Raw genomic sequence first — 22,720 nt, 5'->3', positions numbered from 1 at the left:
ACACACTTGATAGGATAGTGTCATTGTAAAGCTAAATCTTGCTCAATCAATTTATAATTTAAATCAGATTCATAAACTTCATTTGGAACAAAAATATAAATTCCAATCATCGCAACGACATAGAGTTGATAAGCAATTCCCCAAGCAGGATTTAGGTAAAAAGGCTGATTATAATCTTGGACAATTTCACTGTAACTTTTTTTGTGTTTGAAACTGTTTGATTCTTCATCAAAATTGGTAGAATTTTGAAAAATTATACCAGTAACTGCAATAAAGAATATTGAAGCTATTGCTCCAAAAAATACAAAAGCTGTGAGTTGATCGTCGCAAAAATAATCTGTAATACTTATTAATAGAGGAGTTATAAGGAATAAAATCCATTTTGGACGAAGGTTTACTTGCCAAATTTCTTTGAGAATAATTGTTTGAAATCCCGCAATTGCTAATCCAAAGATTAAGAAAATAAAGGTCATAGAGTAGGTTTGGTTAAAAATACAAAAAGCCAACAAATTTGTTGACTTTTTGGTTTGAAATTTATTCTGTAATCCCTTCTAACATAAATAAGAAAGCATCTTCTTTCGCATCTTCTTTCAACGATTCGAATCGACCAGAAGCACCACCGTGACCTGTGTCCATATTTGTATCTAAAAGTAGAATATTATTATCTGTTTTTAAATCTCTTAATTTCGCCACCCATTTTGCAGGTTCCCAATATTGTACTTGAGAATCGTGCAAACCTGTCGAAACATAAAGGTTTGGATAAGCTTTTGCTTCCACATTATCGTAAGGCGAATACGATTTCATGTAATCGTAATATTCTTTTTCGTTCGGATTTCCCCATTCATCATATTCCCCTGTTGTTAGTGGAATAGAATCGTCTAACATTGTTGTGACAACGTCCACAAAAGGAACTTGCGCAATTACTCCATTGAATAATGTTGGCTCGTAATTAATAACAGCCCCCATCAACAATCCGCCAGCAGAACCACCCATTGCATATAGATGTTTTGATGAAGTGTAATTCTGTTGAATCAAATATTTTGCTGCATCAATATAATCGAAAAATGTATTTTTCTTTTCTAACATTTTTCCATCTTCGTACCATTCGCGACCAAGATATTGACCACCACGAATATGTGCGATTGCATAAATAAAACCTCTGTCCAAAAGACTTAATCGAACCGAACTAAAATAAGGCTCTATCGTGTAACCATACGAACCATAAGCGTAAAGTAGGAGAGGAGTTTCGGCAGAAAGAGGTGTATCTTTTCGACGAACCAATGAGATTGGAACCATTTCTCCGTCTCGTGCTTCAGCCCAAATTCGTTCAGAAATATAATTTTCTTTGTCAAAATCACCTATAACAACTTGTTCTTTTTTGATTTCGAATGTTTTATCATTCATGTTAAAATCAATCACAGAAGAAGGAGTTGTCAATGATGTATATCCGTAACGTAAAATGTCAGTATCAAAATCTGGATTTGTGCCAACATTTGCTGTATAGGTTTCTTCGTTAAATGGCAAATAATAATCAGTTGAATTATTCCATGCTTTGATATTCATCTGCAATAAACCATTTGTGCGCTCTTCGATAACCAAATAATTTTTGAAAATCTCAAAACCTTCAATCAATGTTTCTTCACGATGAGGAATCACATCAATCCAATTTTCTTGTTCTGTTTTTTCGACAGAAGTTTTCATTAATTTGAAGTTAAACGCATCATCTTTATTGGTTTGAATATAAAATGAATCACCAAAATGTTCGATTGAATATTCTAAATCACGTTCTCTTTCTTGAAAGATTTTAAACGCTGCATCTGGTTGATTAGAAGGAATATATCTAAACTCATCTGAAACAGTACTTGAAGATCCAATAATAATGTAATCTCTTGATTTTGATTTGTAAACAAACGCATTGAACGTATCATCGGCCTCTTCAAAAACCAAGACATCATCTTCTTGTTTTGTCCCTAATTTGTGTTTCCAAATTTGATAAGCGCGTAATGTTTCATCTTTTCTTGTATAAAATAAGGTCTGATTATCAGCGGCCCAAACAGAACCTCCAGTTGTGTTTTCTATTTTATCAGAAAGAATTTCTCCAGTTGTTAAATCTTTGATTTGAATCGTATAAATTCTTCGCGAAACATTGTCAACCCCAAAGGAAACCAATTGATTATTTGGTGCCATCGAAATTCCACCCAATTGATAGTACGAATGACCTTCAGCCATTGTGTTGACATCAAAAAGAATTTCATCTGGATTCTCTAAACTATCTTTACGACGTTTGTGAATCGGATATTCTTTCCCTTTTTGATATTCCGTTAAATACCAATAACCATTCAATTTGTAAGGAACAGACGAATCATCTTCTTTGATTCGTGCTTTCATTTCCTCAAAAAGTTTAGTTTGTAACGCTTCCGTTGGTTGTAAAATAGCTTTTGTATAATCGTTTTCTTGGTTCAAATAATCGATAACTTCAGAGTTTTCACGATCATTCAACCAATAATAATTATCGATGCGAATATCTCCGTGTTTTTCTAATTTTTGTTCTATTTTTTTCGCAATAGGTGCTTGCATTTTCTAAAATTTAAGGTGCAAATGTACTATAAAAACTTACTTTGAATAAGTTGTAGTTGACCAAGATTTATCACCTGTTTTATATTCGATGATGATATTATTTCCATTTAAATAACCAATTGTTTGATAATTTCCGTTTTGAGAAATCACTGTTACATGGAAAACATTTTGTTGAGCAGATGGATAAAATTGCGCAATAACTTTTGAATTTTCTTGATCGATTAAGACAAATTCGTTGTTATTTGTACTTGCTGTCGTGTAATTTTTTCCGTTTGATTTGTAGACGTTTTTGTTTTCTACAGTTTTATTTGACACTTGCGTAACGACTTTATTCTTTGTTTCTTTAACGGTTGGAATTGTTGTATTTTCTGTTTTAGTTATAGGTAAATCTTTCGCATTTTGTTTTCCAACCTGATTCATAGCAAATGTTAAGGCTTCTTGATAACCTTTTGTAAAATCTTTTTCCTTTGACGAACCTTCATAAGTTGAAATCACATTATTATTACAGTCTGTAAACGTTACTTTTAATTTATTTTTAAAAGCAACAGAAGTATTTTCAATATTTGCTTTTGTAGCTAAACAAGGATTGATTTGCACATCTAACGGAATAGAATTTTCATTTACTATTTCATATTCTTTTTTTCTCAAAGCAGTTTTCAATCCTGTATTCAATTGATAATCTTCTTTTACGAAATCTTTAAATAGTTGAGGAATGATAACATATTTGTAATCAGCTACATTTTGTGCTTGTAATGACGATAAAGCAATAAGAAATAAACTTGATAATATAATTTTCATAGCAAGATTATTTAGCCGATAATTTAACTTCTTTCCAACTATTATTTTCAGAAACCTCGTACGAAATTGTATTTCCACTAATGTAACCTACTGAAAAATAATTCAAATTTCCTTTAGTAACAATTACTCTGTAAATTCCATTTTTTAGGGTCGGTTCAAATTTTGCAACAACTTGATTTCCGTTTTCGGACATCAACATAAAACCACCATTTTGTAGTTCAATTTTTTGATAAGTAGTTGTTCCATCTGTCAATAAATTCGTAGCAGTGACCTGATTTCCTTTTGGTTCTGGCATATATGCAGCTGTTGTTTCTGTTTGGGGTTTTTCTAATTTCACCATTGGAACGGAGGCCTTTGCATTTTGAGATTTCAAAGGATTTAAAGCTAATTTTATTGCTTCTTGGTAACCTTTGTCATATTCTTTAATCTTAGAAGTTCCTTCAAATTTTTCAATATTTTTATTAGAACAATCTGTAAAACTTACCTCTAATTTATTATTCAAAAAACTTTTAACTTTTAAAATATCCGCATTCAAAGCTAAACAAGGATTTTGCACAACTTCTTGTGGCCAAGCAGATTTATCAGAAGGTAAAACTTCGTATTTTTTCTGCGTCAAAATATATCTTAATCGATTATTTAATTGATATTCATCTTTATCAAAACTAGAAAATTTTTCAGGAATATTGATGTACTTATAATCACTTGTTTCTTGTGCATTTATCGTAGAAAAACTACATAAAAGTATAGCAGCTATTAAATTTTTCATTTAAAAAGTTATTTGTATCAAATATAAAAAAATAGAATTGTTTTAACCTAAATATATTTGTTATGCTGAATTTTTCATTCCAAAATAGTTAATAAAATTGAATCATTTAAAATAATATTATTTGTAAGAAATGATTTATAGATCTGATTATAAATGATTAACTTTATTTAAATTAAAATCATAAAATTATGTCAAGTTTAAAAGATAAAGTTGCGATTGTAACTGGTGCTAGTTCTGGAATTGGAAAAGCTGTTGCTGAATTATATGCCAAAGAGGGTGCGAAAGTTGTGGTTTCGGATATTAATGAAGAAGGTGGAAATGAAGTAGTAGAAATTATCAAAAAGAATGGAGGAGAAGCGATATTTTTCAAAGCTGATACTTCTTCGCCAGAAGATAATGAAGCATTAGTAAATAAAACGCTTGAAGTTTATGGAAAACTTGATATAGCTTGTAACAATGCTGGAATTGGTGGTCCTGCCGAGCTGACTGAAAATTATCCGTTAGATGGTTGGAAAAAAGTAATAGATATCAATTTTAATGGTGTTTTTTACGGATGTAAATATCAATTACAAGCAATGGAAAAGAATGGAGGAGGTTCTATTGTTAATATGGCTTCTATTCATGGTACTGTCGCTGCGCCAATGAGTTCGGCTTATACTTCTGCAAAGCATGGAGTTGTAGGTTTGACGAAAAACATTGGAGCGGAATACGGACCAAAAAATATTCGTTGTAATGCAGTTGGACCAGGTTATATTATGACGCCTTTGTTGTCGAATAATTTGAGTGCAGATCATTTAGAATTGCTTGTTACAAAACATCCAATGGGTCGTTTGGGACAGCCAGAAGAAGTTGCGGAGTTGGTTTTATTCTTAAGTTCGGACAAAGCATCCTTTATGACAGGTGGTTATTACCTTGTTGATGGAGGATATACAGCGGTTTAAAATATTTTTGATCGAATCTTTAAGATTAAATGGTTTTCTATAATTTAATCCTTAATTTTGCCTGAACGAAATACAAACAAACAATGAAATTTTTTATCGATACAGCTAACTTAGCTGACATTAAAGAAGCCCAAGATTTAGGAGTTTTAGATGGTGTAACAACAAATCCATCTTTAATGGCAAAAGAAGGAATTACAGGTCAAGAAAATATTTTGAATCACTACAAAGCAATTTGCGAATTAGTTGACGGAGATGTTTCTGCTGAGGTAATTTCTACTGATTTCGAAGGAATGGTAAAAGAAGGTGAAGCTTTAGCAGCTTTAAATCCTCAAATTGTAGTTAAAATTCCTATGACGAAAGATGGTGTAAAAGCGTGTAAATACTTTTCTACAAAAGGAATCAGAACTAACGTTACTTTAGTTTTCTCTGTAGGACAAGCATTATTAGCTGCAAAAGCTGGTGCAACTTACGTTTCTCCATTCATCGGACGTTTAGACGATATTTCGACAGATGGTTTAAACTTAATCGAAGAAATTCGTTTGGTTTATGATAACTATTTGTACGAAACTCAAATTTTAGCTGCTTCAGTTCGTAATACAATGCATATTGTTAATTGTGCAAAAATTGGTGCTGATGTTATGACAGGACCTTTATCATCAATCTTAGGATTGTTAAAACACCCATTAACAGATTCTGGATTAGCACAATTCTTAGCTGATTATGCTAAAGGAAACCAATAATTTAAAATAGAATTTTCTATATATGAGTCGCTTAATTTTAAGCGACTTTTTTTATGAATTTATATTAATGAAAAGCTTTTAATTATCAAGTTGATAAAAATAGTGTTAATAAATAAAAAAAGATGTTTTATTGTGAATAATATAAAATTATTAATTGTAAATTGATAAAAGTATTAGAAACTAAAATATTTCTTATTAGTATGTTAAAAACATTTATTTTGTTATCAGTCACGCTTGGTATCCCTTTTTTATTAATCATGTTTCTTTATGGAAGCACATTTTTCAAGAAAGATATCAATAATGACTAATAATTTTTTCCATTTACTAAAATAAAAAATCCTTCACTTGTATGAGCGAAGGATTTTTTTATGATGGTTTGATAAATGATTATTTTATTACAACTCTTTTGTTGATTTCCATTTGTTTTCCAACAACTTTGATGATATAAACACCTGGAGTTTTGAAATTAACTTCAACTTCTTTTTGATTAGATGAATTTGAAACTTCATTAATTAATTGTCCATTAAAGTTAAAAACAGAAACTTTCTGAATTGATTTCGAATTATTTTCAAGTTTAACTTTAATCGAACGATTTGTTGCATTGTAAACTGAAACATCATCACGTTTTTGATATTCGAAATCTCCAGTTCCTAAATCCGAACCCCAAATTTTTTCAGCATATTCAGGATGATCAATAAATGGATTTCTATTTCCTTGGTATCTGTATACTAAATTATTAATGTCTTTTTCGCGATCAGAAACAGGATCATTTAAGTGCCAAGTCATTAATATTTTCAAGAAAGTATCTGTAAAAACTTTATCTTTTGTTTTATTAAACATAGCATAAGTCCAACTTTGAATACCATTTTCTTGATAGCGTGTAGCAAAATAAAAATAAGCACGAGCGATATCCCCTTTGAACTCATCAATTGGCTCGAAAACTGTTCCAGAATATCCTGCAGAGTATCCTGAATTTAAGTTACTTCCTAATTTAGAGCCATTTAGTGATGTGTATGTTGCATTACCAACAACACCATGAGGATAGTTACTTCTCATACCATTTACTTTACCATCAGTTGGCCAAATATGATATGGATCTGAAACCATAGGCGAATTCTCACTAAAAACACTCTGAGGGATTAAGTGTTCTCTATTGTAACAATCTCCTTCATTCTTGTAATTTCCACATTCTTTTTGACCAGGTGTAAAATTATATGGATCTTTAGCTGTTGCAATTTCAGAATAGATGTCTAAAATGGTATTATCTTTTTCATAATACTTATCTTGAAATCCATTATCAGAGTCAGTTTGTCTATATAATCCTTTTAAAGCATCGTAACTTTTTGTTGAATGACCTTTTATTATATTATACAGTTGAGTTTTTAATACGAAACCGCTACCAGTTGCATTGTTGTAATAATTAGCAGGCGCTTGAGCAAAAAGGTTAGAACCTACTAAAAAAATACTAAGATGTAAAATTATTTTTTTCATACAGTATGAATTTAAAAAGAGAATTAAGATACGAAAAATATCTTAATTCTCTCATTTATTATTTAATAATTATTTTTTTGAATATATAAACGTTTTTCAAAATTTTTAAATTGAAATTATTTAAATTTAGTTGCTCAACAAGTGGAAGCCTTGTATTATATAACAAAATTGTAGAAATCTGTTTCATATATTTTATCTTGAAAAGGTTACAAATGTATATATAAAAAAGACATCTAAAATTAATAAATAGTTAAGTTTAGAGCTTCTTTTACTTACTGTAATTCTGATAAATCACCAATGAATCTTGAATTTGATTATTCAATAATTTATATAAATCTGGTTGGTTTAAAGAGACTCCACCTATCGATTTCAATTTTTTCTGAAAATTCTTAGAGCCTGACAAAAATTTTGCTCGATAAGAATCTTTATCCATGACTTTTTTGGCTTGTAAATCTTTAAAATCTTTTCTGATTTTTCGCGCATATAATTCAGACAAGTCAAATTGCAACTGCATTTCTTTTAAAATTTCTGCATGTTGCATAGATAGCCACGAATTACTTTCGTCAAATTTATTGGTAACCCAAAGTTCAGGAAGTTCTCCAGTAGATTCTGCAATTTGCCAACCTAATTTTGAATCTAAAAATCCTTGAGGAACCTTTGTTTGAATAGGTTTCTTTTTAAAGTTTTCGTAATTAAGTTTTACATCTTTTTTCCATTCAATTACAGATTGTGCTTGAAGAGAATGATATGTGAAAAAAGAAATTAAAATAAAAAATAAACTTGATTTATTCATCAGATAATCAGTGTGTTGATTTTAAATATTTTCTAATAAATCAAGTCTCATGCCATGAGAACCTTTTATCAAAATATTTTGAGTTTTGATTGGATTTTCTTTCAAACATTCTTCAAAGGCAACACGGTTTTCAAATTTTTGTACTTTTGGATTATTCGTAATTGTTTCACCAAAATTATGTCCTAGAATAAAAATTTGATCAAAATCTAAACTTTCAGCTAAATCTAAAATACGTTGATGCTCAGATTTTGATTCTTCTCCAAGCTCGAACATATCACCAATAATAACTGTTTTAGAACCTTCAAATTTTGCAAAATTATTTAATGAAGCTTCCATACTACTTGGGTTTGCGTTGTAAGCATCCATCACAATTTTGTAATTTTCTTTATTGATAATTTGTGAACGATTATTTGATGGAAAATAATTTTCGATTCCTTGTTGAATAGTTTTAGCATTAATCCCGAAATGTTGTCCAATTGCAATTGCACACGAAATATTGCTAAAATTATAGTTTCCTGTTAAATGAGATTGAATTTTTAAATCTTGGTATTTAACCGCCAAATATTCAGTTTCATTTTCTATCAATTCGATTTGAACATCTGCATTATGTTGATCAGAAAATGTAATTCGATTAATATCTTCAGTTTTTTCAACTTGAATTGGATCATTAAAATTGACAAAAGCAGTTCTGTTATTTGCTCTCAAAAATTCATATAACTCAGATTTTCCTTTAATCACACCTTCAATTCCTCCGAAACCTTCTAAATGAGCTTTACCAAAATTGGTGATATACCCATAATCTGGTTGAGAAATAGAAGCTAATAACTCGATTTCTTTTTGATGATTCGCACCCATTTCGATCACAGCCATTTCTGTATCTTCTGGAATAGAAAGTATAGTTAAAGGAACTCCGATATGATTATTCAGATTTCCGAAAGTATAATGCGTTTTGAATTTCTCTTTTAAAACAGCTGAAATCAATTCTTTTGTCGTTGTTTTCCCATTAGAACCAGTCAATCCAATAAATGGTATTTTAAGGTAATTACGATAAGTTCTCGCTAAATCTTGTAGAGTTTCTAAAGCATCATTAACCAAAAAAATATTTTGAGATGTATTTTCAAATTCTTTTTCGTCAACAATTGCTATTGCAGCTCCTTGATTAATCGCTTCTTGAGCGAAAGTATTTCCATTAAAATTAGCTCCTTTTAAAGCAAAAAAGATACAATTTTGTGAGATGTTGCGTGTATCAGTCGTAACTATTTTCGATTTAAGAAATTGATCGAATATTTCTGCTGTTTTCATAATGTAAAAATAAAAAATCTCGATGAAATTAATCACCGAGATTTAAAATATTTTGAAAAGGATTATTATCCTCTACGTTTACGTTTTGATTCGAAACTACCAGAGTATTCTTGTGCTACACGGAAACCAATCCAGTTTGTTGCACTTGCTTGGTGTAAGTAACGTCTTTGTCCTGGATCTATCCAGTAAATAGGGTCTTTCCAAGAACCACCTTTTACAACACGTGTTTCATCAGAGATGTCAGAAGTACGTTTAGAAGAATCTTTTTCTAAAATTACACGACCTTTTTCATCTACTCTAAATTTACGTTGAGGAGCGTTGTACATATCTTCTGTTGCTTGATCAGCAGATTTACCTTCCTCAGTACGTGGTGATAAAGAAGAATTAGGGTCACCATCACGATAATTTGTTAAATCATATACTGTTTGCTTTTTGTAAGCACCAGGTAATCCTTTGTAAACTAAACGTCCGTTGTCTAATGTATCATATTCAACATTTGTTTCGTCATATTTTTCAAAACCACCTGCGCCGTTGTCAATTTTTGTTTTTAAAATATTTCCACGGTAGTAGTTGAAATCGTTTGCTTCTTCATCAATAATTGGACGATAAACATCAGAAACCCATTCAGCAACATTTCCTAACATTCCGTAAAGACCAAAATCATTTGAAGGATATTTACGAACATCACTTGTAATTGCAGAACCATCGTTACCAAATCCACCAATTCCAGAGTAATCTCCACGTCCTTGTTTGAAGTTGTCTAAATATTGTCCTCTTTGAGCACCTTTTGTAACTCTTAAGTTGTTTTGAGCAACATCTTTTCCTTTGTATTCGTTGTATTCACGATTTCCAGGTAAAGCTAATGCTGCGTATTCCCACTCAGCTTCTGTAGGTAAACGGAAAGGTTGCACTTCTAAAGAACTAGTAGCGCGATTCGCTTTTAAGATACGGGTATTTTGTGTTTTGATTTGATTCGCTCTCATAATTTTCGTCGAGTCAATCGCTTCGTTTACATTTGTATCGCCTAACTTATATTGCTCAGCACTAAATGTCTTATTTCCGTAATTATATTCTTCATTAGCATAGTAATCTTTTGATAAGATTCCTTTGTTCATCAAGGCTTTTTCGTTTGCGCGGTCTGTTAACCAATCACAATAGTTAACGGCTTGTAACCAAGAAATACCAACTACTGGATAATAGCTGAATTCTGGTGAAAATAAATAATTTTCTGTAGAGAAGTCATCACGAGATAATTGATTGTTAAAAACCGTTTCATCTGGTAATGCTCCATTATAAATATCCCTGTATTGTGTGTCTTCTGGTGGGAAAACAACTTTTAACCAAGTTAAATATTCTCTATATTCGTAGTTTGTAACCTCAGTTTCACCAATAAAGAAAGATTTTACTTGCATACGAACAGGAGAATTATTCCAATCGTGTAACACGTCATCTTTCGTAATTCCCATCGTAAAAGATCCACCTTCGATGAAAACCATTCCAGGCCAAGCTTTGATGTTTTCTTTCTTTTTACCTGAAAAAAACCAACCTTTACTATCGTTTGGTTTCCATCCTGTACGACTTGTGAAATTTTTTGTTCCACCTCCTTTTTTCTTTCCTGAACTGCTTGCACAACCCATGAATACACTCATAGTAACAGCTGCAAGAGCAAGAGAAAAAATACGTCCTTTATTCATTTTCATAGAATATTTCTGGTTTTCGAAAATTAAATTTAATGCAAATAAAAGCATTTGACATTAATCTTACAACGAAAAAATGCTTTATTTCTTGTATCAAACGTAAGAATTATTTTTTTATTTTACGATTGAAAATATATTTGTCAAAATAGCGTTATTCAGACATGAAGAAATATTTTATTTTAGTTGCAACCTTGCTTCAATTTCCTCAATTGTTTAGTCAAAATTACAAAATAAATTGGGAGAATAATCAAACAATTTCTTTAACGAATGGAAATACGGTAAATGTGCCGTTTTTCTCGAATAAAGATAATTATTTTGTTGGAGGATATTTTCTTCCAGAATTTGTCGTTGAGTTAAATTCTACAAATCAAGAAGTTGAATTGTCAAATGTTCAATTTAGAGAAGTACAGAATGAATTGGCTGATTTGAATACCTCTTCGATTACAGATAAAATTAATTTTTCTTCATATAATATTATTGATAAAAATGGTCAGCAAAAACTGATTGTTAAAGTTGTACCATTTGTCAAAAAAAATGAAAAGATTTTAAAAATAGAATCTTTCTCAATTGTTCTGAAATCAATACAATCTCGAAAAATATCTTCTCGAAAATTAATTGATAATTCGACTACAAGTGTTTTGAAAACGGGAGATTGGTACAAAATAAAAGTTTCGAAAGATGGCGTTTTCAAATTAGATAAAAGTTTCTTTACTAAAAATGGAATTCCGACTAATTTTAATCCAAAATCGCTAAAAATCTATGGAAATGGTGAAGGGCGTTTGATGGAAAATTTGACGGAAGATAGAACTGGCGCTTTGAATGAAATTCCAATAAAATTTGTTGGAGGAGAAGACAATTCTTTTGATAATTCAGATTATGTTTTGTTTTATGCGAAAGGTCCACATCAATGGTATAGAAATAATACGACAACATTACAAGATGCAAAAGTTCGCTATAATTTATATGATGATTTTGCTTACTATTTTATCAGTTTTAATGGAGAAGATGGCAAGCGAGTAGGTGAGCAAACGCTTACTGCAAGTCCTGTAAAAACTTTTTCGACTTTTGATAATTTACAGTTTCATGAAAAAGATTCGATTAACTTAAATGGTCTTGGGCAAATTTGGGTTGGAGAAAATATTGGTTTAAATGGAGGTTTCAAGAAAACGTTCAAAGCGAATACTGTAAATGGTGGAGAAGCCTATTTGCGTTATGCGGTGGTTGGAAAAAGTGCAAACAATACTTCTTATAACGTCAATGTAAATGGACAAACTTTTACTCATTCTTTAGGAAACTCTTTATTTGATAGAAGTGTTCAAGATAAAACAATTTCATTAAGTTCTAATACGATCGATATTGCGGTTTCTTCTAGCGGAACAAATCCTTCTGGATTAGCATATTTAGATTATTTACAATTGCGTTTCAAAGATGGTTTAACCTATAACAATGAGCAATTCACTTTTCAGTTTTTAGAAGATATTAATAATGGAAGTGTGAATGCTTTTTCATTGAATAATGCTGCAAATGTTTCTGTTTGGAATGTTTCTGATATTCATTCAATTTCTTCAATTGTTCCACAAAGTAATTTGTATAAATTTAGTACAAATCATCTGAATCAGTTTGTCGCTTTTAAGGATGAAAATGCTTTTATAGATGCAAAATATGTAGGGAAAATAGCAAATCAAGATATTCGTAGTTTAACTGATATAAATTATATAATTGTTACGCATCCAAAATATTTAGCAGATGCTCAACGATTAGCAGATTTCAGAAAAAATCATGATAAAATAAATGTTGCAGTTGTTACAACGGAACAAGTTTACAACGATTTTTCTTCTGGGAGTCAAGATCCTATTGCGATTCGTGATTTCTTTAAATTCTTAAAAGATGGGTCAAGTCCAAATTTAGAATATGGCGTTTTGTTTGGAGCAACAACCTATGATCCGAAAAACAGAGTAAAAGATTTTACAAATTATCTTCCAACTTTTACAGACGAACCTTCTCTTAATATTGATGGTGCGATTGCAACCGACGATTATTTTGCAATGCTATCTGATAATGTCGAAATGTTATCGAATAGTGTAGATGGAGTTTATAGTTACGATGCCAATTGGTTTGAAATAGCTGTAGGACGAATTTCTGCTTCTAACTCTGCTGAAGCAAAGGTTTTGGTTGATAAAATAATTTCATATTACGATAAAGTTCAAGGAAAAGGAACTTCGTATGGCGATTGGCGAACAAAAATTGTTGCTGTTACGGATAATGATAATAATGTAAATACTCCAGGTTTAAATGCCAAAATTGATACAGAATTTTCTAAGCCTGAGAATCAAATTTATACGATTAATAAAATATATTCAGGAGCTCATCAACCCGAAAGTACTTCTGCTGGAGTTCGATACCCAACCGTAAATCAAGCAATTCTGAATGGAATCGAGCTAGGTTCAAACTTCTTGATGTATTATGGTCATGGTGGTCCTCGTAGTTGGGCGCAAGAACGAATTATAACAGCAGAAGAATTAACAAATCTATCCAATTTTAATGCAGCTTATTCACGTTTACCTATCGTAACAACTGTGACTTGTGATTTTACAATTTGGGATTTACCGCAATATAATTCTGCTGGTGAAGCAATGTTGAAAAATGCAAATGGAGGAGCGTTATCTATGATTACGACTAACCGTCCGATTGGAACAGGTTATGGAGATTCGATGAATAATTTTTTGATCGAAGAATTTTTTAAGAAAGTTGGAATAGAAAATCAAACAATTGGTAAAGCGCTTAATGAAGCAAAATTAAATTATTCTCCAAAACATATAAATAACAAAAGTGTAAGTATTCTTGGAGACCCAATGTTGTCAATTCATCGTCCGCAACAAGATATTGAAATCATCAGCTTCAAAAATAAAAAAGATGTAGATGCTCTTGCAGGCGGTAAGATGCAAGCGTTAGATTTTATAACGATTACAGGTAAAGTAAATCAATTATCTAACACTTCTATTGATAATAATTTCAATGGGAAAATTGCGATTAGTTTGTATGAAAAACCTGAAACGAAAACCATTTTATCGGAGTCTAATTGGGCTGAAAAAACTTTCGAAACAGAAAATAAAACAATTTATAAAGGAACAGGAAAAGTTGAAAAAGGTGAATTTACGATTCAGTTTTATGTTCCGAAAGATATTAATTATGAGCTAGGAAATCGTAAAATAAAGTTTTATGCTTGGGATGAGAAAGATGGTAAAGATGCATCGACTTTAAAAACAATTACGATTGAAGGAATTAACGAAGAAGGATTAAATGATGATGAACGTCCGCAGGGCAAGTTATATATGAATAATCTTCATTTTGCGAATGGAGGAATTACAGATCGTTCGCCTTATTTGGTGGGGTGTTTAACAGATAATTCAGGTATTAATGCAACAGGATCAAGTATTGGGCACGATATTGTAGCAACACTTGATGGAAAAGTACAAGATGCTTATGTGTTGAATGAATATTATGATGGAGGTGATGCAAATCCTTGTGTCAATAAGAATTTCGAGGATTACCAGAAAGGACAAGTAATGTATCAATTAAAAAATCTTGAACTTGGTCAACATACTGTGAATTTAAAATTTTGGGATATCAACAATAATTCGAATACTGCAACGTTAGACTTTGTAGTAATGGAAAATGGAACAGGACAATTGCATATTGATAAATTGCTAAATTGGCCAAATCCATTTACTAAGAATACGTTTTTCCATTTTGAACATAATTGTGATTCTGAATTAGATGTAATAGTTCAGATATTTACAATTTCAGGAAAATTAGTCAAAACAATCCGAAAAACTGTTTCGGCAGAACCTTTTAGAGAAGGATATCGAACAGGTAAATATGCAATAGAATGGGATGGTTTGGACGATTTTGGAGATAAAATAGGAAAAGGTGTTTATATTTACAAGGTCAATGTGAAAGGTGTTGATGATACAGTTTGTAAAGGATCAGCCGCAGCAGTTGAAAAACTTGTCATATTAAAATAATAAATAAAAAGATAAAATATAATCAATAATATAACGAATGAAAAAAATTACAGCAAGTTTATTGATTTTAGCATCAGGATTTACTTTTGCTCAAAATAAAGACGAAGTTATCAATCCGATTCTAACAGGTGCACCATTCTTAAGGATTTCTCCAGATGCACGTGCAGGAGGATTAGGAGATCAAGGTGTTGCAACCTCAGCGGATAACTATTCTCAATTTTGGAATGCGGCAAAATATTCTTTTGCGCCTGATTATTCTGGTGTAGCTTTTTCATATACGCCTTATATGGGATCTTTGGTAAATGATGTCTTTTTATTAAATGCAACATATTACACTTTCTTAGGCACAGAAGAACGTAGTACATTAGGAGCAAGTATCTATTATTTCAATATGGGTGAAATTGATTTAAATAGTATTGGAGCTGATGGTAAAATAAAGCCTGATGGTATTGCTAAACCAAATGAATTCTCTATCGATTTATCGTATGGTTTACGTTTAACAGATAATTACTCTATGGCGGTAACAGGTCGTTTCATTCGTTCAGATTTATTTAACGGTGTACCTGATGTTTCAGTTCAACCAGCAAATACTTTTGCAGTTGATATTGCAGGGTATTATCAATCAGAAACAATGGATACCAACAATTTTGAAGGTAAATTACGTGGAGGTTTCCAAATCTCTAATATTGGTCCAAAATTAGACTATTCAAACTCAGAAGATAATGCATCATATTTACCTACAACATTACGTTTAGGTGTTGGATATGATTTCAAATTTGATGATTACAATAAAGTAGGAATTACAACAGAATTTTCTAAATTATTAGTCCCAACTCCAACATATGAGAAAGATGAAAATGGAAATCCAATTCCTGGTACAGGATATATTCCTAATAAAGGTGTAATGTCTGGAATTTTCAGTTCATTTGGAGATGCTCCAGGGGGAGGAAAAGAGGAGTTAAAAGAAATTATGTATTCTGTTGGTGCAGAGTACTCTTATAATGATGCTTTGTTTATTCGCGCTGGTTATTTTCATGAAAGTCCAATGAAAGGTGATCGTCAACATTTGACATTAGGTTTAGGACTAAAATACAATGCGTTTGCTTTTAATGCTTCTTACTTAATTCCAATGTCAGATACAAACAATGCTTTAGAAAACACATTACGTTTCGGTATTGCTTGGAATTTTGGGGGAGAAACACAAAATAGTTACGATTACTAGAAATCGTTAAGATTAAGTTATAATTGGCTAACCTTTTGGTTAGCCTTTTTTTATTTATTAACTTAAATCAAGTTTTAAATTAATAGTTAAAACTAATTTTACATCAATTAAAAAACTAAACTAATTATGTCTAACGTTGGATTAATTTTAGAAGAAAAAGCTGCTGATATAGGAAATTTTTTGGTGGGTAGATTATTACCGTTTCGTCAAAAAAGACATGTCGGACCATTTGTGTTTATCGATCATATGGGACCAACAAAAATGAAAGATTATCAAAATCTTGATGTAGGACCGCACCCACATATTGGTTTATCAACTTTGACTTATTTATTTGAAGGAGCGATTATGCATCGCGATAGTTTAGGAACTGAATTAGAAATTCAGCCTGGAGCTGTGAATTGGATGACTGCTGGTAAAGGTGTTGTGCATTCTGAGCGAACTCCAGAATATCTACGTACAACAGAAAAAACATTACATGGTTTACAAATTTGGGTGGCTTTGCCAAAAGAATTAGAAAATATGGAGCCGAGTTTTGTTCATATTGAAGCAGATAAATTACCAAATTGGTCGGACGAAAATGCTGATTATAGATTGATTGCTGGTAAGTTTGGTGAACATACTTCTGGCGTGCCTGTTTATTCTCCTTTATATTTTATTGAGATTAAAGCTAAAAATGATTTCAAAGTTTCTTTAGGAAAAGATTTGTATGGAGAATCTGCTTTGTATGTATTAGAAGGTTCTATCAAAGATGGAGGAGAAACGTATGGAACAAAACAATTATTAGTAGCGAAAGAAGCTACTTTGTGTGAGTTTGAAATTGCGGCAGGTTCTACGGTTTATATTTTTGGAGGAGAAGAATTACCAGAAGAACATTTTATCTTTTGGAATTTTGTAAGTTCTTCAAGATAAACGATTGAAACGGCGAAGGAAGATTGGATTAATCATCGTTTTCCTAAAGTTCCTGGTGACGACGATTATGTTCCAATTCCACAAGCACAACAAAAATCTAAAGTAAAAGAAAACGATAAATAAATTGATAATGAGTGATATTAATGTAACGTCAACTTCGACAGATATAAACTATATTTCGAATATTAAAGCTGGAAAACACGAATTTAATGTAGATGAACCTTTAGACAAAGGAGGTTTGGATACAGCTGCAAAACCAAGCGAATTATTGGGAGCTGCATTGGCTTCTTGTACTTCGATTACTTTGCAAATGTATATGAATCACAAAGAATTTACTTACAAAAAAGTTGAGGTAGATGTCAATTTTGATATGATTACAACTGAGCCAATCACTTTTCAACGTCATGTTATCATAGAAGGCGATTTCGATGAGAAACAACAAACAAGATTACTGAAAGTTGCAAATTCTTGTCCTGTGCACAAAGTATTAGAAAAAGGTCACGAGATAGAAACAACGATAGAGTTTATTTAATAAAAAAATCCACTTCAGATGAAGTGGATTTTTTTATCTTAATATTTTATCTAGCTAATCCTGGTTGGATATCCCGAAATTCCTTCGATTACAATTTTCGGATTACGTTTCAATAAAACAATTAATTGTCTTAATTTTTCTGCGTTATAATCTTCATTAAACATATCATCGTGCATTAAAATTACCAAATGATTTTTTTCGAATGTTTTATTTTGATCCAAACGATGTACAATTCCTTCGTATATTTTTTCAGGCGAAGAAAGTTGATGATTTGCAGATTTTTTTCCACTTCTTTCCCATTCATAATCCCAACCGTAAATATAATATTGATTTTTAGCCAATAAATCAGCTGCTGGAATTGCATTTTTTACTGGATCGTCTTTTTTACGTTTGTTCAAACGCCATGTGTTACGCGCAGGCAAACGCACCCAACGAGAATGTATATCTAATACCACCTCATTTTTGCGAATATCTTCGTAAACATTTTCTGGAACACTGTAAAAAGCTTTGTATTTGTTGCGAGCATGCGAAAAAGTATGGTTAGCAATTTCTACATTTGGATTAGCTTTATAATCTTCTACATGTTGTTTCAAATCTTTTGTAAAAGCATTAAAACCAACTAAGAAAACCGTTCCTTTTACATTTTCTTCGGTTAATATTTTATTGATATTTTTGCTTCCTTTATATGGACCATCATCAAAAGTTAGGTAGACATATTGTTTTGTCGAATCAATAGGATTTTGCTTTTCTTCTTTTGCAATAGTATCTAATTGCAAAGTAGATGAGTCAATTTTTACTGTATAAATAGAATCAACATCATTCTGCAAAATTTCTTTTGGCTCAGAAGAAGTTGTTGTTTGATTTTGAATTGGATTATTTGCCTTTTTACAAGAAAAAACAAAAAGTAAAGTTCCAATTGCAAGAAAGCTTTTTAGATGTCTGTTGATAGTGAACATTGATTGTTTAGGTTTTGTGCGAAATTAATAATTTAATCTGATTTGAAATGTTAAATGATTGATGTTATTTGTCAGATTATTAAGTGTTTACGGTTTTTAATTGTTGTAAATATTGCTTAATAACTTGAATTACACCATCTTCATCATTAGAAGGCGCTTTAAAATTCGCTACTTCTTTTACATTTTGATGCGCATTTTCCATTGCAAAACTATATTTTGCCAAGTGTAACATCTCCAAATCATTCATAAAATCGCCAAAAACAATGATTTCTTCAGAAGAAATATCCAATTTATTCATCAAAGCTTGTAATGCAACTCCTTTGTTCGATTTTTTATTCATAACATCTAACCAAACTTCGCCAGAAACCACAACTTTTAATCCATATTTTTCAAAATCAACTAATTTTGGAAATACATTAAATTCTGTTCCATCAGCATGATTTACTGCAATTTTAATGAATTGTTCATTTTCGATTTTATTTAAATCATCAACCCAAATATTTTTATCGTAATAATTTTTAAAATATTCTAAAAAAGTTTCATCTTTCGATTCCACATAAGCGGCATTTTTGCCAGCCAAAACAATATTTGCACCTTCTATTTTACGTACTTCTTCTACGATTTCTTTTACAACAGACCAATCCAATTCGTCAATAAAAACTTCCTCACCTTTGTAGGTAACATAAGTTCCGTTTTCAGCAATAATTGCCAATTCATCTTTTATATTTTCAAAATATGAAATGATACTATAGTATTGACGACCACTTGCAGGTACAAATGTGATGTTGTTTTCTTTTAATTCTTCGTAAATTTTATTGAATTCTGGACTTAATGAATGATCAGAACGCAACAAAGTTCCGTCCATATCTGTCACGATTAGTTTTATATTTTGCATTGATTTTTTTCTTAAATAAAAAAGGTCTCATAATTGAGACCTTAAAGTTAGTTATAAATTTTTGTTTTGTTCTTCTGCGTCGCCAACCATATTTCGGACAATTCCTGGATTCGAATGCTTTTTCTTCATTTTCAAATTCAAGAATTCGACTAAAACAGAGAATCCCATTGCAAAATAGATGTATCCTTTCGAAATGTGTTGATCAAATCCTTCTGCTAATAACGAAACACCGATTAATAATAAGAATGATAAAGCCAACATTTTAACCGTTGGATGATCGTTCACAAATTTAGAAACCGCACTTGCTGAAAGCATCATAACTGCAACAGCAATAATTACAGCCGCAATCATAACTTCGATATGTTCTGCCATACCAACTGCTGTAATCACAGAATCTAATGAAAAAACAATGTCTAAAATTAAGATTTGTACAATAGTTCCTGCAAAAGAATGTACTTTCACTTTTCCATCAGTTTCTTCAACACCTTCTATTTTGTGGTGAATTTCTACAGTAGACTTATAAATCAAGAATAATCCTCCGATTAATAAAATTAAATCTCGACCAGAGATAGCTAATTTTTCTAACCATTCGGTTGAAGTAATGCCAATCCATTCGCCGATATTGAATAGAGGAGTGGTAAGACTCATCACCCAACTTAACGAGAATAAAAGGATTACACGAGTGAACATGGCTAAAAATAAACCAAGTTGTTGCGCTTTCTTTTGCTGATGTGCAGGCAATTTTCCTGACAAAATAGAGATAAAAACAATATTATCAATCCCTAAAACGATTTCTAACATTGTTAATGTAAATAATGCAACTAATGCATCTGGTTGTAAAAAAATACTAAAATCCATCGATAAATTTTGAAGTTTCGAAAATACAACTAAGAATAACAATTAAAGTTTGAGTAATAATTATTTGATGTTAATTTAACATTAGAACTTATACAAAATTATTTACAGATTAATTCAATTAAATCGTTTTAGCAATATAGAATTAAACTCTACTTTTGCGAAAAAGGCTTAGAATGATTTCAAAGGTTCAACTTCGGTTGCAGTTTCTCGTACTTCTTTGGGGATTTACAGGAGTTTTCGGAAAATTAGTTACAATGAGTGCGTTGCCAATGGTTTGGTATCGTGTTCTTATTGCGGCTATTGCGGTTTTTATTTACATGAAATTCAGAAAAATGGATTTCAAAGTGACTAAAAACGAATTATTGAGATTACTTGCTATCGGTGGAATTGTCGGAATACATTGGTTTACATTTTATTTGTCGATCAAACTTTCTAATATTTCAATTGCGTTGAGTACGTTGTCGATGGGCGCGCTTTTTAGCGCGATTTTAGAACCTATTTTCTTTAAGCGAAAAATTAATCTGCTCGAAATTATTCTTGCCATAATCGTTTCTGCTTGTGTAGCTGTTATTTTTAATGCATCGCCAGAGGATTATAAATTGGGAATTATCATCGGTATTTTGTGTAGTTTTCTATCTGCATTGTTTGCTGTTCTTAATTCGAGATTACCAAAATCAATCAAACCAACTAAAGTTACTTTATACGAAATGATTGGTGGAGTGATCACACTTTCGGTGGTAATGATTCTTTTTCAGCCAGAAGCTATTTCCGAAGTTGTAAATATAAGTTGGTCAAACTTAGGATGGTTGACTTTACTTGGTGTCATTTTTACAGCTTTTGCACAAATAGAATCAGTTGATTTACTGAAACATGTAAGTGCTTTTACGTTGATGCTGAACGTAAATTTAGAACCCGTTTATGGCATCATTTTGGCAAGTCTTATTTTTGGAGATTCAGAACATATGAATCCTATATTTTACATTGCTACAGGGGTAATGGTACTTTCTATCATTATGAACGGAATATTAAAAACAAGATTTTCTAAATAATTTATTGTCAAAAAGACGTATTTGTTTTAAAGAATGCTTATCATTTAATATCTTTGCTTCAATTGAAAAGTAAACCATAATCACATGATACACTCTATTATTACAGGTGTTGGGCATTATGTTCCCGAAAGAGTTGTTACAAACTTTGATTTAGCTGAGGTGATGGACACCAATGACGAATGGATTCAGGAACGTACAGGGATTGTCGAAAGAAGACATATCGAGCCAGATTCTAAGATTTCGTCTACAGATTTGGGAGTTATTGCGGCTAAAAATGCGTTACAAGATGCAGGAATCACTGCTCAAGATATTGATTTTATATTATTTGCGACTTTATCTCCAGATTATTATTTTCCTGGAAATGGTGTATTGGTGCAAAAAGAGTTAGGTTGTCGTACAATTGGGGCAATGGATATTCGTAACCAATGTTCTGGCTTTGTATATGCGTTATCAACGGCTGATGCTTTTATAAAAGCAGGAGTTTACAAAAATATTTTGGTGATTGGAGCAGAAGTGCACTCATTCGGATTGGATATGTCGGATGAAGGTCGTGGCGTTTCAGTAATTTTTGGAGATGGAGCAGGAGCGATAATTGTTTCGGCATCGGAAGAAGAAGGACGTGGAATTTTATCGACTAATTTACATTCTGAAGGTGAATTTGCCGAAGAATTAGCAGTTACTTTCCCTGGAACAAAAACAGGTTGGTCGGACGAATTATTGAAAGAAGGTAATACGTTAACTAAAAAAGAGATTTATCCATATATGAATGGAAACTATGTTTTCAAGCATGCGGTAACTCGTTTTCCAGAATCAATTATAGAAGCTTTATCGACTGCGAATAAAAAGCCAGAAGATTTAGATTTATTTATTCCACATCAGGCGAATTTGCGTATTTCTCAATTTGTACAAAAACAATTGGGATTACCAGATGAGAAAGTTTATAACAACATTATGCGTTATGGAAATACAACAGCAGCCTCTATTCCGATTGCATTGAGTGAGGCAAAGCAAGAAGGTAAAATCAAAAAAGGAGACTTAGTAATGATGACAGCTTTTGGAGCAGGATTTACATGGGGCTCTGTTTTGATGAACTGGTAAGTGTCCCGTCCTGAAATAGCGATACAAAAAAGAAATCGTTATTATGGAAGTGTGGGTACGTCATATCCTCG

At 31.5% G+C, this 22,720-nt stretch carries 18 protein-coding genes and 1 pseudogene; 8 read left to right on the top strand and 11 right to left on the bottom strand.

Features of this window, described 5'->3' with window-relative positions; genetic code table 11:
- Positions 1-20: 20 nt before the first annotated feature.
- The 4 genes from B3J26_RS01365 to B3J26_RS01350 all read right to left on the bottom strand — a co-directional run bounded on the left by B3J26_RS01365 (position 21) and on the right by B3J26_RS01350 (position 4,141).
- Complete coding sequence (locus tag B3J26_RS01365; RefSeq protein WP_291072835.1) at positions 21-473, bottom strand: hypothetical protein; 453 nt, start codon at positions 471-473, stop codon at positions 21-23.
- Between the two features lie 61 nt (positions 474-534).
- Positions 535-2,577 carry a S9 family peptidase gene (locus B3J26_RS01360; RefSeq protein ID WP_291072833.1) on the bottom strand — a complete coding sequence of 681 codons (2,043 nt, stop codon included), beginning with the start codon at positions 2,575-2,577 and terminating at the stop codon, positions 535-537.
- Positions 2,578-2,613: 36 nt separating this feature from the next.
- Entirely contained in the window at positions 2,614-3,375 is a 762-nt protein-coding gene (locus tag B3J26_RS01355) for a hypothetical protein (protein ID WP_291072831.1), read from the bottom strand.
- Between the two features lie 7 nt (positions 3,376-3,382).
- Positions 3,383-4,141, bottom strand: coding sequence for a hypothetical protein (locus tag B3J26_RS01350; protein WP_291072829.1), 759 nt, complete (start codon positions 4,139-4,141; stop codon positions 3,383-3,385).
- A 188-nt stretch (positions 4,142-4,329) separates the two neighbouring features.
- Here B3J26_RS01350 and B3J26_RS01345 point away from each other — a divergent pair, with 188 nt between their 5' ends.
- Positions 4,330-5,082: an SDR family NAD(P)-dependent oxidoreductase gene (locus tag B3J26_RS01345; RefSeq protein ID WP_125349843.1), complete on the top strand. Its 753-nt coding sequence runs from the start codon at positions 4,330-4,332 to the stop codon at positions 5,080-5,082.
- Positions 5,083-5,165: 83 nt separating this feature from the next.
- Positions 5,166-5,822, top strand: a complete 657-nt coding sequence (fsa, locus tag B3J26_RS01340) for a fructose-6-phosphate aldolase (RefSeq protein ID WP_125349844.1) — start codon at positions 5,166-5,168, stop codon at positions 5,820-5,822.
- Between the two features lie 387 nt (positions 5,823-6,209).
- On the opposite strand, the gene B3J26_RS01335 is transcribed toward fsa, so the two are convergent.
- The 4 genes from B3J26_RS01335 to gldJ form a co-directional block, all read right to left on the bottom strand.
- A complete protein-coding gene (locus tag B3J26_RS01335; RefSeq protein ID WP_291072827.1) occupies positions 6,210-7,313 on the bottom strand; it encodes an endonuclease in 1,104 nt (367 codons plus the stop codon).
- Positions 7,314-7,581: 268 nt separating this feature from the next.
- Positions 7,582-8,106, bottom strand: coding sequence for a hypothetical protein (locus tag B3J26_RS01330; protein WP_291072825.1), 525 nt, complete (start codon positions 8,104-8,106; stop codon positions 7,582-7,584).
- A gap of 21 nt (positions 8,107-8,127) precedes the next feature.
- The gene (locus tag B3J26_RS01325; protein WP_291072823.1) at positions 8,128-9,408 is read right to left on the bottom strand and encodes a UDP-N-acetylmuramoyl-tripeptide--D-alanyl-D-alanine ligase; all 1,281 of its coding nucleotides are present in this window, start codon (positions 9,406-9,408) and stop codon (positions 8,128-8,130) included.
- A 65-nt stretch (positions 9,409-9,473) separates the two neighbouring features.
- Positions 9,474-11,102 carry a gliding motility lipoprotein GldJ gene (gene gldJ / locus B3J26_RS01320; protein ID WP_291072837.1) on the bottom strand — a complete coding sequence of 543 codons (1,629 nt, stop codon included), beginning with the start codon at positions 11,100-11,102 and terminating at the stop codon, positions 9,474-9,476.
- 164 nt (positions 11,103-11,266) lie between these two features.
- Here gldJ and porU point away from each other — a divergent pair, with 164 nt between their 5' ends.
- The 4 genes and pseudogenes from porU (at position 11,267) to B3J26_RS01300 (ending at position 17,793) form a co-directional block, all read left to right on the top strand.
- Positions 11,267-15,130, top strand: coding sequence for a type IX secretion system sortase PorU (porU, locus tag B3J26_RS01315; protein ID WP_291072821.1), 3,864 nt, complete (start codon positions 11,267-11,269; stop codon positions 15,128-15,130).
- 37 nt (positions 15,131-15,167) lie between these two features.
- Positions 15,168-16,352, top strand: coding sequence for a type IX secretion system outer membrane channel protein PorV (gene porV, locus B3J26_RS01310; RefSeq protein WP_291072819.1), 1,185 nt, complete (start codon positions 15,168-15,170; stop codon positions 16,350-16,352).
- 126 nt (positions 16,353-16,478) lie between these two features.
- Positions 16,479-17,384: pseudogene (locus B3J26_RS01305) on the top strand (pirin family protein).
- Between the two features lie 7 nt (positions 17,385-17,391).
- Positions 17,392-17,793, top strand: coding sequence for an OsmC family protein (locus B3J26_RS01300; protein ID WP_291072817.1), 402 nt, complete (start codon positions 17,392-17,394; stop codon positions 17,791-17,793).
- A gap of 50 nt (positions 17,794-17,843) precedes the next feature.
- On the opposite strand, the gene B3J26_RS01295 is transcribed toward B3J26_RS01300, so the two are convergent.
- The 3 genes from B3J26_RS01295 to B3J26_RS01285 all read right to left on the bottom strand — a co-directional run bounded on the left by B3J26_RS01295 (position 17,844) and on the right by B3J26_RS01285 (position 20,502).
- Entirely contained in the window at positions 17,844-18,749 is a 906-nt protein-coding gene (locus B3J26_RS01295; protein WP_180904565.1) for a polysaccharide deacetylase family protein, read from the bottom strand.
- Positions 18,750-18,828: 79 nt separating this feature from the next.
- Positions 18,829-19,644: an HAD family hydrolase gene (locus B3J26_RS01290; protein ID WP_180904564.1), complete on the bottom strand. Its 816-nt coding sequence runs from the start codon at positions 19,642-19,644 to the stop codon at positions 18,829-18,831.
- A gap of 51 nt (positions 19,645-19,695) precedes the next feature.
- Complete coding sequence (locus B3J26_RS01285; RefSeq protein WP_291072814.1) at positions 19,696-20,502, bottom strand: TerC family protein; 807 nt, start codon at positions 20,500-20,502, stop codon at positions 19,696-19,698.
- A gap of 173 nt (positions 20,503-20,675) precedes the next feature.
- Between B3J26_RS01285 and B3J26_RS01280 the strand changes: the two genes are divergently transcribed.
- Together B3J26_RS01280 and B3J26_RS01275 are read left to right on the top strand one after the other, a co-directional pair.
- The gene (locus B3J26_RS01280; protein ID WP_115000757.1) at positions 20,676-21,551 is read left to right on the top strand and encodes a DMT family transporter; all 876 of its coding nucleotides are present in this window, start codon (positions 20,676-20,678) and stop codon (positions 21,549-21,551) included.
- Positions 21,552-21,635: 84 nt separating this feature from the next.
- On the top strand, positions 21,636-22,649 hold the full coding sequence (locus B3J26_RS01275; RefSeq protein WP_291072811.1) for a beta-ketoacyl-ACP synthase III: 1,014 nt from the start codon (positions 21,636-21,638) through the stop codon (positions 22,647-22,649).
- Positions 22,650-22,720 lie beyond the last annotated feature (71 nt).

The organism is Empedobacter sp. UBA5987, assembly GCF_002429865.1.
GTDB classification, from domain to species: Bacteria; Bacteroidota; Bacteroidia; order Flavobacteriales; family Weeksellaceae; genus Empedobacter; species Empedobacter falsenii_B.
This window is presented reverse-complemented; position numbering and strand designations above follow the sequence as displayed.